19 protein-coding genes are annotated in these 15,101 nt (G+C 63.5%); 7 read left to right on the top strand and 12 right to left on the bottom strand.

The features are described 5' to 3' along the window. Positions 1 to 196: 196 nt before the first annotated feature. The 4 genes from K3724_RS05840 to trxB form a co-directional block, all read right to left on the bottom strand. Positions 197 to 1,876: an adenylate/guanylate cyclase domain-containing protein gene (locus K3724_RS05840; protein WP_259990911.1), complete on the bottom strand. Its 1,680-nt coding sequence runs from the start codon at positions 1,874 to 1,876 to the stop codon at positions 197 to 199. 75 nt (positions 1,877 to 1,951) lie between these two features. Then, positions 1,952 to 3,010: a Hint domain-containing protein gene (locus K3724_RS05845; RefSeq protein ID WP_259990913.1), complete on the bottom strand. Its 1,059-nt coding sequence runs from the start codon at positions 3,008 to 3,010 to the stop codon at positions 1,952 to 1,954. Positions 3,011 to 3,328: 318 nt separating this feature from the next. Then, positions 3,329 to 3,667, bottom strand: coding sequence for a ribonuclease E inhibitor RraB (locus K3724_RS05850; RefSeq protein ID WP_259990915.1), 339 nt, complete (start codon positions 3,665 to 3,667; stop codon positions 3,329 to 3,331). A gap of 6 nt (positions 3,668 to 3,673) precedes the next feature. Continuing rightward, on the bottom strand, positions 3,674 to 4,615 hold the full coding sequence (gene trxB, locus K3724_RS05855) for a thioredoxin-disulfide reductase (protein ID WP_259990917.1): 942 nt from the start codon (positions 4,613 to 4,615) through the stop codon (positions 3,674 to 3,676). A 240-nt stretch (positions 4,616 to 4,855) separates the two neighbouring features. On the opposite strand from trxB, the gene K3724_RS05860 reads away from it, so the two are divergent. Continuing rightward, entirely contained in the window at positions 4,856 to 5,356 is a 501-nt protein-coding gene (locus K3724_RS05860; protein ID WP_027258143.1) for an Lrp/AsnC family transcriptional regulator, read from the top strand. A gap of 89 nt (positions 5,357 to 5,445) precedes the next feature. On the opposite strand, the gene K3724_RS05865 is transcribed toward K3724_RS05860, so the two are convergent. The 5 genes from K3724_RS05865 to lgt all read right to left on the bottom strand — a co-directional run bounded on the left by K3724_RS05865 (position 5,446) and on the right by lgt (position 9,705). Then, positions 5,446 to 6,225 (bottom strand): Hint domain-containing protein, encoded by a 780-nt coding sequence (locus tag K3724_RS05865; protein WP_259990919.1) that lies wholly within the window; start codon positions 6,223 to 6,225, stop codon positions 5,446 to 5,448. A 328-nt stretch (positions 6,226 to 6,553) separates the two neighbouring features. Beyond that, complete coding sequence (locus tag K3724_RS05870) at positions 6,554 to 6,700, bottom strand: hypothetical protein (protein WP_259990921.1); 147 nt, start codon at positions 6,698 to 6,700, stop codon at positions 6,554 to 6,556. A 289-nt stretch (positions 6,701 to 6,989) separates the two neighbouring features. Continuing rightward, a complete protein-coding gene (gene pgeF, locus K3724_RS05875; RefSeq protein WP_259990923.1) occupies positions 6,990 to 7,745 on the bottom strand; it encodes a peptidoglycan editing factor PgeF in 756 nt (251 codons plus the stop codon). After that, on the bottom strand, positions 7,742 to 8,809 hold the full coding sequence (locus tag K3724_RS05880) for a class I SAM-dependent methyltransferase (RefSeq protein WP_259990925.1): 1,068 nt from the start codon (positions 8,807 to 8,809) through the stop codon (positions 7,742 to 7,744). Before K3724_RS05880 ends, pgeF begins: the two co-directional genes overlap by 4 nt. Continuing rightward, positions 8,806 to 9,705, bottom strand: coding sequence for a prolipoprotein diacylglyceryl transferase (lgt, locus tag K3724_RS05885; RefSeq protein WP_259990927.1), 900 nt, complete (start codon positions 9,703 to 9,705; stop codon positions 8,806 to 8,808). Before lgt ends, K3724_RS05880 begins: the two co-directional genes overlap by 4 nt. A gap of 97 nt (positions 9,706 to 9,802) precedes the next feature. Here lgt and K3724_RS05890 point away from each other — a divergent pair, with 97 nt between their 5' ends. Then, the gene (locus tag K3724_RS05890) at positions 9,803 to 10,048 is read left to right on the top strand and encodes an accessory factor UbiK family protein (RefSeq protein WP_259990929.1); all 246 of its coding nucleotides are present in this window, start codon (positions 9,803 to 9,805) and stop codon (positions 10,046 to 10,048) included. A gap of 200 nt (positions 10,049 to 10,248) precedes the next feature. Next, positions 10,249 to 10,800, top strand: a complete 552-nt coding sequence (locus K3724_RS05895; RefSeq protein ID WP_259990932.1) for a 2OG-Fe(II) oxygenase — start codon at positions 10,249 to 10,251, stop codon at positions 10,798 to 10,800. A 113-nt stretch (positions 10,801 to 10,913) separates the two neighbouring features. Here the strand turns inward: K3724_RS05895 and K3724_RS05900 are convergent, their stop codons facing one another. Continuing rightward, complete coding sequence (locus tag K3724_RS05900) at positions 10,914 to 11,069, bottom strand: hypothetical protein (protein WP_169730796.1); 156 nt, start codon at positions 11,067 to 11,069, stop codon at positions 10,914 to 10,916. A gap of 383 nt (positions 11,070 to 11,452) precedes the next feature. On the opposite strand from K3724_RS05900, the gene K3724_RS05905 reads away from it, so the two are divergent. The 4 genes from K3724_RS05905 to K3724_RS05920 are packed head-to-tail and all read left to right on the top strand — an operon-like array spanning position 11,453 to position 14,094. Further along, the gene (locus K3724_RS05905; protein WP_129370222.1) at positions 11,453 to 11,953 is read left to right on the top strand and encodes a YbjN domain-containing protein; all 501 of its coding nucleotides are present in this window, start codon (positions 11,453 to 11,455) and stop codon (positions 11,951 to 11,953) included. Positions 11,954 to 11,992: 39 nt separating this feature from the next. Beyond that, complete coding sequence (gene proC / locus K3724_RS05910) at positions 11,993 to 12,808, top strand: pyrroline-5-carboxylate reductase (protein WP_259990936.1); 816 nt, start codon at positions 11,993 to 11,995, stop codon at positions 12,806 to 12,808. Continuing rightward, positions 12,801 to 13,139 (top strand): tRNA-binding protein, encoded by a 339-nt coding sequence (locus K3724_RS05915; protein WP_259990937.1) that lies wholly within the window; start codon positions 12,801 to 12,803, stop codon positions 13,137 to 13,139. The genes proC and K3724_RS05915 overlap by 8 nt, the downstream gene beginning before the upstream one ends. A gap of 1 nt (position 13,140) precedes the next feature. Next, a complete protein-coding gene (locus K3724_RS05920) occupies positions 13,141 to 14,094 on the top strand; it encodes a D-glycerate dehydrogenase (protein WP_259990939.1) in 954 nt (317 codons plus the stop codon). A 28-nt stretch (positions 14,095 to 14,122) separates the two neighbouring features. On the opposite strand, the gene K3724_RS05925 is transcribed toward K3724_RS05920, so the two are convergent. Then, a complete protein-coding gene (locus K3724_RS05925; protein WP_237456217.1) occupies positions 14,123 to 14,380 on the bottom strand; it encodes a hypothetical protein in 258 nt (85 codons plus the stop codon). A gap of 80 nt (positions 14,381 to 14,460) precedes the next feature. After that, positions 14,461 to 15,063 (bottom strand): thymidine kinase, encoded by a 603-nt coding sequence (locus K3724_RS05930; protein WP_259990942.1) that lies wholly within the window; start codon positions 15,061 to 15,063, stop codon positions 14,461 to 14,463. Between the last annotated feature and the right edge of the window lie 38 nt (positions 15,064 to 15,101).

Consider the following 15,101-nt stretch of genomic DNA (forward strand, 5'->3'; position numbering starts at 1 on the left):
ACGCGTGAACGCATTGCATGGTTTGTCGGCAAAGCAAAGTGCAAATTCCGAAGGATTGGCGATTTTCTGCTGCGTTGTTTTGCTGCAACGGGGCAGGGCGGGCGGCAGGTTATCCGCCTTCGGCTGGCCGATACGGGCAGTCTGTCCGGCAGGGCAGACAGTGAAGGACAGGTGTTTTGCGCAGGGCGCGGCGGGCTTAACGCTGTTCTGCGGCCAGGGTCCGCGGCAGAGCAGCAGCAAAGGCCACGGGCAGGGCCCGGAGCGGTTCGGCAACGCCGCGCAGCTCAAAGGTCTCAAGCGCCAGATGGCCGGAATCGTATCCGGCGGCCTCCAGCACGCGGGCCGAGATCAGCAGTTCGACGCCCAGGTCCTTGGTCTTGGCCTCCAGCCGGCTGGCGGTGTTGACACTGCCGCCGATGATGGTGCGCGGGGCATGGCCGGCGCTGCCGATTTCGCCCAGAACCAGCTCGCCCAGGTGGATGCCGATACCAATGCGGATCTCGGGTTCGCCATCCGCTGCCAGCTGGGCATTGAAGTCCTGAAGCGCATGGCCGATGGCGGTTGCGGCATCCAATGCCGCCCGGGCCGAGCGGGCGGGGGAGCGGGCCTCGAACAAGGCCAGCAGGCCGTCGCCAAGGTATTTGTCCACGGTGCCGCCCGCGCCAGTGACGGCGGGCACGATAGCGTCAAAGAAGCGGTTCAGCAGGAACACCACATCATAGGGCAGCTGGCCGGCGGTGCGGGCGGTAAATCCGCGCATGTCCAGAAACAGGATGGCAAGCTGCTGCTCACTGCCCTGGCTGGCATGGGCGCGGCCCTTTTGCCCGTCGGGGCGGAACATGCGGGTGACGGTCAGCGGCGCCTCTGGCCGGATCTGGCAGGCCAGCCGCATGTTGGCGGGGGCCTTGACCCGTTCCAGGCTGCGGGCCTCGGGCGGGGCGGGCGGCGGCAGGTGATCGCCGCCTTCGTCCACCACCACCCGGCAAGTGGTGCAGCGCCCCTTGCCGCCGCAGAGCGAAGTATGCTGGATCCCGTTGGCCTGGGACATCTGCAGCAGGGTCAGGCCGCGCTCGGCGCGGATTTCGGGACCGAAGGCATAGCGGATCTGCACCGCCCGGCGGCGGCGCAGCAGCCGGGCCAGAAGATGGGCCGCCGCAGTCAGCCCCAAAAGGATGAGGAAACCGGTGAACCAGCGGTTGTCAGTCTGGAACAGTTCGGCAAAAACCTCGCGGCTGGGCCAGTTGAAATCCGCCATCAGTTCGGCACGCCGGCTGCCTTCGACAAACAAGTCATAGATACGGCGGCCTTCGGTCAGGAGGCCGGCCAGGGCAAAGCCGGGAATAAAGACCGCCAGCCCGGCCATCCAGGGGATCAGCGGCCGCCACCAGCGGGTGAGGCGCAGCCAGTAGTGCAGGCCCATGCAGCCGTGGATCCACACCGCCAGCAGCAGCGCGCTTTGCTGCCAGACCTCGGGCGAGGCCCACATCAGCACGATCTGATAGGGGTATTCATCATTAACGCCATAGATTTCGTGCGAATAGCGGGTGAATACCAGATGGCTGAGCAGCTGCAGCGGGATCAACAGGCCCAGCAGGGTTTGCAACCCCTCGCCAAAACGCATCTTGAGGCTGCGGCGGCGGGCCAGGTTCCACAGGGCAAGGCCCGCGTGCAGGATCAGCGAGGTATAAAGGATCAGGCCGCCGGCCCGGCTGCGGGTGATCAGCTGGCGGATGTCCTGGAAGTCATCCATCCATTCGGGCGACAACAGCCCCAGGCCGATGTTTATGAAATGGAAGAAGGCATAGGTAAGCAGCACCAGCCCGGTGATGATCCGGGTGCGGCTGATCCAATTGCCTTGCCAGAGTGCGCTTGCCACCCCGGTCCTCCTGTTTCGCGGTTTCCGGGGTGCAGACTGCGGCGGGCAGGCGCGCCGGTCAAGGCAGCACGGCGTTTACGCCAGGGGCCGGTCTGCCAGCAGGCGGCTTTCCTTTTGTTTCAAAACCCTGCGGGCGGCAGGGTAGCCGCTGCCGTCGTCCAGTGCGAGACCGGGGAACAGCTCCAGGATTTCCTGCCGGGCGGCGGCACCGCCGCCGTCCAGAAGCTGGCTGCCAGGCTGGAAGCTTTCGGTCCAGAGACCATTGGAGAACACCGCCTGATGGCGCTCGAACAGCAGGTGCACATAGGTGGTCCGGGAAACCGGCTGCCGGGTCACGCCGGGATGCGCCTGCAGGTGGGCGGCGGCAGAGAGCACTTCGGGTTCCTCAAACAGCATCTGGCAGGCGGCGCCTTTCAGCAGCAGCCGGTGCTGCGGCGAGATCCAAAGGTCCTGGGCCGGCTGGCCGGGACCAAAGGCATCGGCCGCAACCCGCACCGGCTGCAGATGCGGACAGGCCTGCAACCAGTCAGGCCCGACCTGACGGATGCCAACCCAAAGAACCGGTTGAAAACCGTTGTCGCGGGTCAGCACCCGGTCGCCGGGGCGCAGCCGTTCCACCGGGCGCAGGCCCTGATCGGTGCAGATGGCGGTGCCGGTCACGAAACAAGGCACAAAGCTGTCGTATTGAGAGGTGCCGGTATTGCTGCCGGAGGTTTTCTGGTACCGCGCGCCGTCCTTCAGCGGGGTATCGGTGGAAAACCCCCAGACATCCTGTGTGACGCCGTTCCGGGAAAACACGGTGATGGTGATGACCGGGCCGAACGGATTGCCGCCGGCATCAAGCTGTTGCACGTAGTGGTGCGATTCGGCCTCGACCGGGGTGCCGCTGGCCACCATGGAGCCGCCATCGACGATGGTATGGCCGCCTGACTGGTCATCCTCCATCGTATCAGCATCGCCGGCAGTGTCGTCGAGGGTGACCTGTTCAATGGCGTAACTGGAATCGTAGGTAAAGATTGTGCCGGCCGGGGTGTCCGAATTGTTGATGATCGAACTGCCCGCAGTCATATGGGGGGAGCCGTCATCGACGGTAAAAGCGGCCGCATTGAGCGCGCTTAAAGTTCGTATCGCCATTTCGGCCCCCCGGCAGAACGATCTGATGTGCAGTCGCTTTCGCGAGGGTTTTGCGGTGTTTTGTCTAATGCCGGGTTAAGGCGCCGCAGAATGGCGGATGAATTTTTTCGGATGCCTGTTTGGCAAAGTGCAGCCGCATGTGAAGTGCCGTTTAAATGATGTATTTCAGAGGTTTGACTGATTGGTGGTGGCCTGCGGCGAACCAGCGCAGAGGCACAGGCGGCCCCGCCGCACGGCTGCGCCGGGCCTGCGGTCCTGATTGCCGGCCAAAGGTAAAACAAAACGGGTTGGTTGAGTTTCAGCCTTGCGCAGGCAGGCTCAGCCCTCCAGCCCCCAGCCGTCCGGTGCGAACCCGTGGGACAGGGCTGCGCGGGTGGCCACTTCCTCGCCGATCCAGATGCCGGTGGCGGAAATGATCTGCTCGGGCAGGGTGGCGATCAGAAAGGGCGCGCCGTCTTCGCTGTCCTCTGCGCTGACCCAGCTGCAGAGGTAGCCCTCGCGGCTGAGTTCCTTGGCCAGGGGCTGCCAGTCGGCGCCGTCGCGGGCGGGGACAAAGAAGTAATCAACGTCCGCCGCCTCGGGCAGGCCGTGTTCGGCCTGCAGATCGTTGAATGCCGCAACAGTTCCGGCCCGCTGGGTTTCGAAATCATGCGGCATCCGGGATCAGTCCTGCTCAGCCAGGAAACGTTCGGCGTCGAGTGCAGCCATACAGCCCATACCGGCCGACGTCACCGCCTGGCGGTACTTGTGGTCGGTGAGGTCCCCCGCGGCAAAAATACCGGGAACCGAGGTCTCAGTCGAGCCGGGTTTGACTTGGACATAGCCGCCGTTGTGCAGCTCCAGCACATCCTTGACCAGTTCATTGGCGGGCGCGTGGCCGATGGCGACAAAGACGCCTTTGCAGGGGATTTCCTTCAACTCGCCGGTTTGGACGTTCTTGACCACGATGCCCTCAACCCCCAGCGGGTTTTCGGTGCCCACGACCTCTTCCAGCGTGTGGAACCACAGCGGCTCGATCTTGTCGTTCTTCATCAGGCGGTCGATCAGGATCTTCTCGGCGCGCAGCTCATCCCGGCGGTGAACCAGGGTCACCTTGGAGGCGAAATTGGTCAGAAACAGCGCCTCTTCCACGGCGGTGTTGCCGCCGCCGATCACCACGATCTCCTGGCCGCGGTAGAAAAATCCGTCGCAGGTGGCGCAGGCGGAGACGCCGAAACCTTTGAATTTTTCTTCCGATTCCAGACCCAGCCATTTGGCACGGGCACCTGTCGCCAGGATCACCGCATCGGCAGTGAAGGTTGTACCGCTGTCGGCCTTGGCCACAACCGGGCGCGCGGAAGTGTCGAGCGAGGTGATATAGTCGCCGATGACCTCACAGCCCATCGCCTGGGCGTGCTCCTGCATCTTGATCATCAGGTCGGGGCCCTGCACCTCGGTGAAGCCGGGGTAATTCTCGACCTCGGTGGTAGTGGTCAGCTGGCCGCCGGGCTCAATGCCCTGAACCAGAACCGGCTCCAGCATGGCACGGGCGGCATAAACCCCTGCGGTATAGCCTGCAGGCCCGGAGCCGATGATCAGAACCTTAGTGTGGCGCGTCTCGCTCATGTGTGTTCCCCACGTAATGCAGCCTGGCGGGCGTGCCGCCGTCAGGCAATGCATATAGCGTCAGGACCCGCGGGCTTAAACCCCCAAGGCTTGGCATGCGGCAGGGTGCAAATCTGCCGGGGAGGCGCGCATTGCGGCTTGCGCCCTTGGGGCGCAAAGAATATTGCGCGGCGATGAAACATTATTGCGCGGCCCGGCGGCGGTGCTATAAGAAACGCAAATTCCACAGGAGCATTGAACATGGTCACAACCCGCCTTGATCCGATCGATCGCAAGATTTTGTCGGAGCTTCAGGCCGATGGGCGGATGACCAATGTGGAGCTGGCCAAGCGGGTCGGCATTTCGGCGCCGCCCTGTCTGCGCCGGGTGCGCGCATTGGAGGAGGCCGGGCTGATTCACGGCTACCACGCCGATGTGAATTCCCGCGAGCTGGGGTTTGAGGTGCAGGTCTTTGCCATGGTGGGGCTGGAAAGCCAGGCCGAGGTGGAGCTGAGCGCGTTCGAGGAGAAATGCCGCAGCTGGCCGCTGGTGCGCGAGTGCCATATGCTGAACGGCGAGGTGGATTTCATCCTGAAATGCGTTTCTCCGGATCTCAGCACCTTCCAAAGCTTCCTGACCGGCGATCTGCTGACCACGCCGAATGTGGCCAGCGTCAAGACCTCGCTGGTGATCCGCGGCGCTAAGGATGAGCCGGGCGTGCCGTTTGAGGTGCTGGAAGAGCGGCTGGCCCGCGAGGCATAAGGCGCGAACACGCAGCGGTTTGACATGAAAAAGCCGGGCAAAGGCGTGCCCGGCTTAGGTGTATATGCGGGGCTGGGTGCCCCTTCAGCTTACAGAATGGCCGGGCTGGACCTGTTGCTGCCGGCCCTGGAATAAGCCAGCGGGCCAAAGTCCCGGATGCTGTCGGCATGGGCAAACATGTTCAGAAACAATGTCTTGATCGCGTAACTGGCCAGTTTCAGCGCATCCGGTCCCGGATGGTAGGTCTCAAATTCCAGCCCGCCGATGGTGATTGCTGCGTGGCGCGGCAGGCAGAGGTGGTACATGTCCACCGGCGTCGGCGGGGCGGTTTCAAAGATGCTCATACCGTCCTGAAACTCCGCAACCGGGGTCAGCAGCTGTCCGCTGTCCGCGCTCTGCAGATGCGGCGGGGTGCGCAGCAGCCGTGCTGCAGGTCCGGCCACAAGGCTGGAGGCCGGTTTTTGCAGGCCCAGGCTGTCGGCCATGAAACTGGTCAGGCGGTGGCTGCGGCCGCGGCTGCCGGGGCGTGCGGGTAGAATGCTGGTGCGGCCGATCCAGACCAGCGGCTGACTGCCGCCGCCCTGGGTCAGGATGTCATCGCCGGGCAACAGGTCTTCGATGGCAACCGGGCCGTTGGCGGTTTCAACCAATGAGCCGCGGGAAAATGCGCAAAAGGCGTCTTCGAACAACGGCAGGGCAGGCGCAATGTGGCGGGTTTCGGAAATCGCACCGCTGGGCAGGAGGCTGCTGACCTCATAGCGCCGCAATTGCGGCTTGGTTGCACTGCGCAGCGCTGCTGGATCCTGTAGGAACGCATTGGCTTCAATTGCATTGGCTGCAGCTTTCTGCAGCGAGTGGGCGATGGTCATGCTGCCACCTTTCCTTTCAAACTGCCCGTTTGCATCGGCCCCCACCGGCAACACAGACGTGCTTGAACGTTATGTATGTGCTCTAAATGGCGGGATTTAATTCTAATTGTCAAAAAATCTGAAGCAAACTGGTTAACATCAGGCCGGTCCTGAAACCGTTGCGGGCGGGTTCCGGCGGCAGGCCGGAACGGAGTTAAGACGATTCGGCTAAGGAAGCGTCAAGCGGCCGCTGGAGTTTGCATAGACCGGTTGGATGCCCTGACGGCGGCTGGCCGGGCTGGCGCGTTTGCACCAGGGGAGGCCGCCGGCAGGGCACCCGTCCCCGGCGTTAACCCAGTTTCTGCTTTGCGGCCTGGCGGCGGGGCTGGCTGCAGGTCTGGCCATCGCGGCGGCGCGCGGCGGCCCAAGGCAGAGTCACGGTCTCGCTCTTGGCGGAGCGGATGATGGAGGCAATAAAACGCTTGTTCATCTTCATGGTCTGGTCTGTCCTTCGCCCGGCAGCCGGCCTGGATGCGGGGCCGCTGCTGTTTGTGTTTTTCTGATCTGTTTATGGGTAACATTTGCGCCGCGAATATGACCGGATACGGGCAATTTTACCCTGGCACCGCAGCGGCGCACGGCAGGGGGCCGCCTGGTGAGGTTTTGGTTAAGATATTGGAAAGGCTGACAAGATTTCCATCTTGCTGCGGGGGTGCCGCAGCGGAAGGTAAGAAATGCGGCGGAATTTAATAAAATTCGCCACAATTTCCCTGGTTAACGGGGCCTTAAAGCCGAATGCAGGAGATCAGGCGGCCGTAGTCGGCCTCTTTCGCGTGGGTCGCGCGGCGGTAGGAGTAGAATTTCTCAGGCTCGGAATAAGTGCAGTGACGGGTCCATTCGGCCACGCCTACACCGGCCTGGCGCAGCTTGTGCAGGCCCAGGCCCGGCAGGTCGAACAGGTAGCGGCCGCCTTCGCCATTGGCAAAGAACCGGGCGTAGCCGTCGTCCTGCATCACGAAATCTTCAAAGAACTCCGGGCCGACCTCGTAAGCGCGCTGCGAGATCGCGGGGCCGATCACTGCCGCCGTGTCCTCGCGCCGTGCGCCGAGGCCCTCCATCGCGTCCAGCGTGGCCTCCAGCACCCCGTCCAGAGTGCCGCGCCAGCCCGCATGGGCGGCGCCGATGACGCCGGCCTCCGGGTCGCAAAACAGCACCGGCTGGCAGTCAGCGGTCAGTATGGACAGCGCCAAACCCGGTATATTGGTGACCATGGCATCGGCGCGAGGGCGGTCCTGCGAGGGTTCTGTGACCACCAGCACATCGGCGCTGTGAACCTGATGCACGGCGCTGAGGTTTCCGGCGGGCACGTCCATCGCGGCGGCCACGCGGGCGCGGTTGATCTGCACTGCTTCGCGCTGATCGGTGGAGCCCAGGCCGCAGTTCAGCCCGTGGTAGATACCCGAGGAGGCGCCGCCTCTGCGGGTGAAAAAGCCGTGCCGCACCGGGCCAAGCAGATCGGACGTGAGAATTTCAAGCGTCATGGGTTCAATCCTGGCAAAGGAGCGGCCGTCGAGGGATAGAGGCCGAGCACTTTGAACAGGTTTCCCATTTCATCGGGGTGCGTCAACCGCCGATGTGCAGCGATCAGGGAGTCCAGCGGCTCCCCCTGCAGCGGCGCGGCCAGGGCGCGGGCGCGGTCAGTGATGCCGAGACGCTCCAGAAACACTCCCTGCGGGGTGAGGCGTGTATAGGCGCAACCGGCGGTTTTGGCGGCTGTTGCCAGCACCTCGAAATCCACATGGGCGGTCAGGTCGGCCTCGCCGGGGGCCTGCAGCGGATCAGCGGGTTTATGCGCGTGCAAGGCTTGCAGGGTATCGCCAAGGGCGCGCCAGTCGCCATAATCCACGATCAGAGCCGCGCCGCCATGGGCAGCGATTCGGGATGCGATGGCCTGGGTGACAGGGGCGGCGGCGTCGCAGATCTCAACCAGATCGCCCTCCTGGGTGTCTGGCAGGCGGTGATCCAGGGCGGGCTGCGGCGCGGCGGGGCTGAGGCCGAAGGCCAGCCTGCCGTCTGTCAGGCCGATGCGGCGTTCGCTCCAGTGACCGCCGCTGCGGATGAATTGGCGGATAGGCAGGGCATCGAAAAACTCATTTGCCACCAGCAGCAGCGGCTGATCGGGGAGGGCGTCCACCGTGTCCAGCCACTCGGGGGCGTATGCCTCCAGTGTATTGGCTTGGGTGCGGCGCAGTTTCGGTGAGGCCTCGATCAGTTTGATTTGCATCGCCGCATGGAACCCCGGCACGCCGCGGGTGGCACGCAGCAGATCCGCCATCAGGGTGCCGCGGCCCGGTCCCAGTTCAGCAAGCGTGAACGGGGCCGGGGCGCCTTGGTCAAGCCAGCATTGGGCCAGGGCGAGGCCGATCAGTTCGCCGAACATCTGGCTGATTTCCGGCGCGGTGATGAAATCTCCCTGTGCGCCCAGCGGGTCACGGGTGGTGTAATAGCCATACTGCGGGTGCAGCAGACACTCCCCCATATAGGCGGCAACAGACATCGGGCCATCCGCCTGGATGCGGGCGGCAAGGTGATCTGCCAGGCTCATGCCGGGCTCCGGGCGGCATGGCGGGCGCGCAGCAGGAACCAGAGGCCGATGGCGATCATCGGCAGCGACAGCGCTTGACCCTGAGTGATCCCGAAGCTGTCGATATGCCAAGCAAGCCCCAGCGGGTTGCCGGGAGAGACGAACTGCGCATCCGGCTGGCGGAAGAACTCAACTATGAAACGGGCGAGGCCGTAGCCCGCGAGGAACACGCCCAGCAGGCGGCCCGGGGTGTGAAACGCATTGCGGCGCCAAGCGAGGTACAAGAGCAGGGCGCCGAGGATCAGCCCCTCCATCAGTGCCTCATACAGCTGCGAGGGGTGGCGGGCGCAGAGTTCCCCCAGCGCCTGGCCGCAGTCCTGTGCGGCGGGGCCGGGAAAGGCGACGCCCCAGGGCAGGTCTGTCGGGCGGCCCCATAGTTCGGCATTGATGAAATTCGAAAGCCGCCCCAGCAGCAGGCCCGGCGCCACGGTATGGGCAACCAGATCGGCGATCTGCAGTTTCGGGATATTGTGGCGCGCGGCATAGATCAGCGTCGCCAGAACCACGCCGAGCAGGCCGCCGTGAAAGGCCATGCCGCCCTGCCAGATCTTCAGGATTTCGGCGGGGTTCGCCAGATAATAGGCGGGCTGGTAGAACAGCACAAAACCCAAGCGCCCGCCCAGGATCACGCCGAGGATGATCCAGGTCAGCAGATCCTCGACCTGATCGGGCCGCATCGGCGGCTGCTGCGCGGGCCAAAGTGCCGGACGGCGCAGGGCGGCCACCGCCAGCCGCCAGGCGATGACGATGCCTGCAATATAGGCCAGCGCATACCAGCGCAGGGCGAACTCAAATGAGCCGAGGGAGATCGAGAAAATCTCGGGCGAAAGGTCGGGGAATTGGATCATGGCCTGCATATGCGTCTGAATGCCTCTGGTCTTCGGGAGAAGTCAACGGCTTGCAGCCGCGCGCGCGCTTCCCCATATAGGAGTCAGCCCCGAGACGGAGAAGAGCATGCAGACCCGCAACAAGATCCTGGACGATATTTCCCAGCTGATGACCAATGCGATGGGCGTGGCCCAGGGCGCCAAGGACGAGGCGGACACCGCGCTGAAAAGCATGATCGACCGCTGGCTGGCGGACCGCGATTTTGTCACCCGCGAGGAGTTTGACGCGGTGCGCGCCATGGCACAGAAAGCGCGCGAAGAGAATGAGGCGCTGAAGGCGCGGCTGGATGCGCTGGAGACCGCGCAGAAATAACCCGGCGGCGCTGGCCTGAGAATGAGCCTGCTGCGGCGAGATACTGCGGCGGGTTTTTTTTGCCATGGTGTGAGCGCATGGCAGCATTGCGGTGCCGCAGGGGGAAATACGTCGCTTTCCGCATACCAAGTCGAAAACCGCGCAGTGTTTGCTGCTGCGGTCTGCGCATGCTGCCGCTGCTGCAACAAAAGGATGGTGGCATGGTGTCGGTTTTTTCAGTTCCCAATGCGTTCAGTACACAGGAATGTGCGGAGATTTTGCGGAAATTGAAGGACGAGCCGGACAGCGAAGCACGGCTGGTGGGACGGGCCCGGGATCACAACCTGCGCCGGGCCAGTGTTGTCTGGCTGGACGATGTGCCGGGGACCGGCTGGGTGATGGAACGGCTGATCTCGCTGGTGCGCCGGGCCAACAAGGAACGCTTCGGATTTGATGTCCGTGAGTTCGGCGAGAGCCCGCAGACAGCCAGTTACAAGGCGCACGACGGCGGTCATTTCGCCTGGCATTCAGACATCGGCGACGGGCCGGTGGCGGGTAAGCGCAAGCTGACCTTGACTGTCCAGCTAAGCAAGCCGGGTGCCTATGACGGCGGCGATCTGGAGATCATGCCGGGGGCCCATGTGGTGGCCGCCAGCCGGGCGCAGGGCAGCGCCGCAGTATTTCCCAGCTTCCTGTTGCATCAGGTGACGCCGGTTACCCGCGGCGAGCGCCAGTCGCTGACCGTTTGGGCGCATGGGCCCGCGTTTAGGTAAACATTCGGCCGGGCCGCGGGTGAAGCGGTTTTTGATGCTTCGCGTTCTGCGGCCCGGTCATATTGGACACAGAAAACCGGCGGCGTGTTCACGATATACCGCGTGCGGCGCGATCAGACCGCAATGATCCAGACAGCAATCAGGCTGACGGTCAGGTAGACAAGCGTATTGACCATCCAGCGTATCAGGCCGGCTTCGCCCTCCGGGTCGACGCCCAGGCGTTCACAGACTTTGGTTCCAGGCCATAGAAAAGCTTCTGACAGTGTCATAGGGCGGCTCCTTGATGGGTAGGCGGGGTGCATTGGAAGACACGTAAATGATAAAATGCGCATTGTAAATGCTTAATTGAGGCTTTAGGCTGGAAGCGCCGGTATGACCCGCGCATTGGTGTCAGGATGACAACCGGTGACAGTGCAGGAAGCGGTTTCAATGCCGGGCTGCAAATGCTACGCAGGGGCCGGCATCTAGGGGGCTGTGGATAGTTCATCCACAAGTTATTGCAGATATCCCCAAAATAAAGGTTGCCAGATCATCAATTCAGCCCCACCATATCTTGTATGGGAGCGGGGATGCGTCCCCGGCCCGTAGCAAAGTACGCTAGCTATAGGGAGACTCTGCGCCCGGTAAGCTAGGCAAAGAGAGAGGTGGCAAAATGGCACTATCCGAGCTTCACTTGGAAGAAGACATCCACCCCATCGACATCGTCGAGCATTTGGCGTCGCATCATGATTGGGACTTTGACCGGGTTGGCGATGATCAGATTGCCATGTCGGTCGAAGGGCAGTGGCGCACCTATTCGCTGACGCTGGCCTGGTCGGGCTATGAGGAATGCCTGCGGCTGGTCTGCAGCTTTGAGATGGAACCGCCGGAGGCTGAGCTGCCGCGGCTGTATGAGCTGATCAACAGCATGAACGATCAGTGCTGGGAAGGCTCCTTTACCTATTGGGCGGATCACAAGCTGATGCTGTTCCGCTATGGGCTGATGCTGTCCGGCGGCCAGATGGCCAGCCCGCAGCAGATTGATGCGATGCTGAAAGCCGCCGTCGCCAATGCCGAGCGTTACTACCCGGCGATCCAGCTGGCGGTCTGGGGAAAGCGCAGCACCCAGGACGCGATGCAGGTCGCCATTGCAGAGGCATACGGGCGGGCGTAAACCTTGCCCTGAACCTGGGATTTAGGGGAGGGGCTTAAGATGGATATGCAAGAGATTGCCGCGCGCGGGCTGGTGCTGCTGGGCTGCGGCAAGATGGGATCGGCGATGCTGGCCGGATGGCTGGAGGGCGGATTGCCCGCGGCGTCGGTCTGGGTGATTGACCCGCATCCTTCGGACTGGCTGCAGGGCACCGGCGTTCAGATCAACGCAGAACTGCCCGCGGCGCCGGGCATCGTGCTGATTGCCGTCAAGCCGCAGATGATGGGCGCGACGCTTCCCACGCTGCAAAGCTACGGCAACGGCGCCACCCTGTTCATTTCCGTGGCCGCCGGCACTTCGATTGCCACCTTTGAGGATGTTCTGGGCGCGCAATCGCCGATCGTGCGGGCGATGCCGAATACACCGGCAGCAGTCGGGCGCGGTATCACTGCGATTATTGGCAATACCCATACCAGCGATGAGGATCTGGACCGTGCCGAGGGGCTGCTGCAAGCCGTCGGGCAGGTTGTGCGGCTGGACAACGAGGGCCAGATGGATGCCGTCACCGGCGTCAGCGGCTCGGGCCCCGCCTATGTGTTCCACCTGATCGAGACTTTGGCAGTCGCGGGCGAGGCGCAGGGGCTGCCGGCGGAACTGGCGATGCAGCTGGCCAAGGCGACTGTTGCGGGCGCCGGTGCGCTGGCGGAGGCGGCAGAGGAAAGCCCCGGCCAGCTGCGCATCAATGTAACCAGCCCCAATGGCACCACCCAGGCTGCTTTGGAGGTGCTGATGGATGATGATGATGGCTTCCCGGCGCTGCTGAACCGGGCTGTGGCTGCGGCCACGGAACGTTCAAAGGAGTTGTCGCGTGGCTGAGATCACTTTTGACGACTTCCTGAAGGTCGACGTCCGCGCCGGTGAAATCATCCGTGCAGAGCCGTTTCCCGAGGCGCGCAAGCCGGCAATCAAGCTTTGGGTCGATTTCGGGCCGGAAATCGGCGTAAAAAAGAGCTCAGCGCAGATTACGGCGCATTACATGCCGGAAACGCTGGTGGGCAAGCAGGTTCTGGCCGTCGTAAACTTCCCGCCGCGGCAGATCGGCACGTTCATGTCAGAGATCCTGGTTCTGGGCCTGCCGGATGAAAACGGAGAGATATTCCTGGCCGGGCCTGATGGAAAGGTCCCGCTGGGCGGGAGGATGCACTGAAATGAAAATCTGGATTGCGCGGCCGATGACGGCAGCGGTCACGGCGCGGGCGCGGGAGGCCTTTGCTGATCTGGAAATCCGTGAGACCAACGCGGTGATGAATGAGGCGGAGATGCTGCGCGCGCTCCAGGAGTTCGACATCGTCGTGCCGACGCTGGGCGACAGGTTCTCGGCTGAGATCTTTGCCAAGGCGGGCACGCCCCGCTGCAAGCTGCTGGCTAATTTCGGTGTTGGCTACAACCATATCGACGTGGCGGCCGCGCGCGCCGCGGGTGTCGAGGTGACCAACACGCCGGGGGCAGTGACTGACGCCACCGCCGATATCGCGATGACACTGATCCTGATGTCGGCGCGCCGTGCCTCGGAAGGCGAGCGGATGCTGCGCAAGGGTGATTGGGCAGGCTGGCACCCGACCCAGATGCTGGGGCTGCATGCCACCGGCAAGCGGGTTGGCATCGCGGGCATGGGCCGTATCGGCCAGGCGATTGCGCGGCGCTGCCATTTCGGCTTTGGCATGGATGTGTCTTATGTGGCGCGTTCAGCGAAGGATCTGGACTTTCCGGCGGACCGGGCCGGCAGCCTGATTGATCTGGCGGGGCAGGTGGATTTCCTAGTGGTGGCGGTGCCGGGCGGCGCCGAGACCACGCATCTGATCAACGCCGAGGTTCTGGGTGCGATGCAATCCCATGCGCATCTGATCAACATCGCCCGCGGCGAGGTGGTCGAGGAGGCGGCGCTGATCAACGCGCTGCAGAACCGCCAAATCGGCGGTGCCGGGCTGGATGTATATGAGTTCGAACCCAAAGTGCCGCAGGCGCTGATCGATCTGAATAACGCCACTCTGCTGCCGCATCTGGGCACCGCCACCGAGGAAGTGCGCAGCGATATGGGCCATATGGCGCTGGACAATGTCGCAGCCTATCTGAGTGGCGCGGCGCTGCCCAACCGGGTCTGAAACATGTCAGCCTGAGCCGTGCCCCGGCTCAGGCGTCTTTGGGCTTGTCCCGGCGGTGGTCCCAGGCGGGATCGTCGCGCTTGATCCTGCGGGTGGCATAGGTGCCTGCCGGCCAGGCTAGGATTGCACCAATGGCGGCGCAGACCAGAATGGCCCTGACTGAGTAGTACCCCAGCACAAATGCGGTGATGACGGCTGCTCCGGCGATGCAGGCGCCAATCATGATGGACAGGTGAAAGCGCAGCTTGCCGGCCAGCGGGTCGCCCAGAGGGGCGTGGTTTGTCATGACGGCCTCCTTTGGAAGTGGTCCAAAGGAGTATAGCACAAATCGCGGTGGATTGTTTCAGCCGGATTGTTCGGGGCGGCTTACTCTGCCGTCTTACCGCTGCGCAGATCGCCTGCCGCCTCGCGCCAGTGGCGGCGGCACAGCGACACATAGGTCTCATTGCCGCCGATCTGCACCTGGTCGCCCTCGGTCAGCACCCGGCCCTGATTGTCCTGGCGGACCACCATGGTGGCTTTCTTGCCACAGTGGCAGATGGTGCGCACCTCGCGCATTTCATCCGCCAGCGCCAGCAGGGTGGCGGAGCCGGGGAACAGTTTGCCCTGGAAATCCACCCTGAGGCCGTAGGCCAGCACCGGCACCCGCAGATCATCGACAACGCGGGCCAGCTGCCAGACCTGATCGGGCGTCAGGAACTGCGCTTCATCGACAAAGATCGCCGCCACCGGGCCGCGCGCCAGACGCTGTTCAATGCGGCCATAAAGGTCGTCGCCCGCGGCAAACATATCCGCCGCTTCGCCGATGCCGATGCGCGAGGCGATTCTGCCGGTCCCGGCGCGGTCATCCAGCCGGGCGGTCAGCAGGTAGGTATCCATATGATTTTCGCGGTAGTTATGCGACGCCTGCAACAGCACCGTCGATTTGCCCGCGTTCATGGTGGAGTAGTTGAAATAGAGCTTGGCCATGGGGCCGGGGTTTATCCGTCCCGGCCTGCGGGGAAAAC

Origin of the sequence: Leisingera sp. M658, assembly GCF_025144145.1 — a bacterium.
Taxonomy (GTDB): domain Bacteria; phylum Pseudomonadota; class Alphaproteobacteria; order Rhodobacterales; family Rhodobacteraceae; genus Leisingera.

Excerpts from the sequence above, each read along its gene's own strand:
- K3724_RS05845 (WP_259990913.1), bottom strand. The coding sequence starts at position 3,010 with ATGGCGATACGAACTTTAAGCGCGCTCAATGCGGCCGCTTTTACCGTC.
- K3724_RS05890 (WP_259990929.1), top strand. The coding sequence starts at position 9,803 with ATGCAGACCCGCAACAAGATCCTGGACGATATTTCCCAGCTGATGACC.
- K3724_RS05900 (WP_169730796.1), bottom strand. The coding sequence starts at position 11,069 with ATGACACTGTCAGAAGCTTTTCTATGGCCTGGAACCAAAGTCTGTGAA.
- lgt (WP_259990927.1), bottom strand. The coding sequence starts at position 9,705 with ATGCAGGCCATGATCCAATTCCCCGACCTTTCGCCCGAGATTTTCTCG.
- pgeF (WP_259990923.1), bottom strand. The coding sequence starts at position 7,745 with ATGACGCTTGAAATTCTCACGTCCGATCTGCTTGGCCCGGTGCGGCAC.
- K3724_RS05895 (WP_259990932.1), top strand. The coding sequence starts at position 10,249 with ATGGTGTCGGTTTTTTCAGTTCCCAATGCGTTCAGTACACAGGAATGT.
- K3724_RS05925 (WP_237456217.1), bottom strand. The coding sequence starts at position 14,380 with ATGACAAACCACGCCCCTCTGGGCGACCCGCTGGCCGGCAAGCTGCGC.
- K3724_RS05870 (WP_259990921.1), bottom strand. The coding sequence starts at position 6,700 with ATGAAGATGAACAAGCGTTTTATTGCCTCCATCATCCGCTCCGCCAAG.
- K3724_RS05850 (WP_259990915.1), bottom strand. The coding sequence starts at position 3,667 with ATGCCGCATGATTTCGAAACCCAGCGGGCCGGAACTGTTGCGGCATTC.
- K3724_RS05930 (WP_259990942.1), bottom strand. The coding sequence starts at position 15,063 with ATGGCCAAGCTCTATTTCAACTACTCCACCATGAACGCGGGCAAATCG.
- K3724_RS05865 (WP_259990919.1), bottom strand. The coding sequence starts at position 6,225 with ATGACCATCGCCCACTCGCTGCAGAAAGCTGCAGCCAATGCAATTGAA.
- K3724_RS05905 (WP_129370222.1), top strand. The coding sequence starts at position 11,453 with ATGGCACTATCCGAGCTTCACTTGGAAGAAGACATCCACCCCATCGAC.
- K3724_RS05860 (WP_027258143.1), top strand. The coding sequence starts at position 4,856 with ATGGTCACAACCCGCCTTGATCCGATCGATCGCAAGATTTTGTCGGAG.
- proC (WP_259990936.1), top strand. The coding sequence starts at position 11,993 with ATGGATATGCAAGAGATTGCCGCGCGCGGGCTGGTGCTGCTGGGCTGC.
- K3724_RS05880 (WP_259990925.1), bottom strand. The coding sequence starts at position 8,809 with ATGAGCCTGGCAGATCACCTTGCCGCCCGCATCCAGGCGGATGGCCCG.
- K3724_RS05920 (WP_259990939.1), top strand. The coding sequence starts at position 13,141 with ATGAAAATCTGGATTGCGCGGCCGATGACGGCAGCGGTCACGGCGCGG.
- trxB (WP_259990917.1), bottom strand. The coding sequence starts at position 4,615 with ATGAGCGAGACGCGCCACACTAAGGTTCTGATCATCGGCTCCGGGCCT.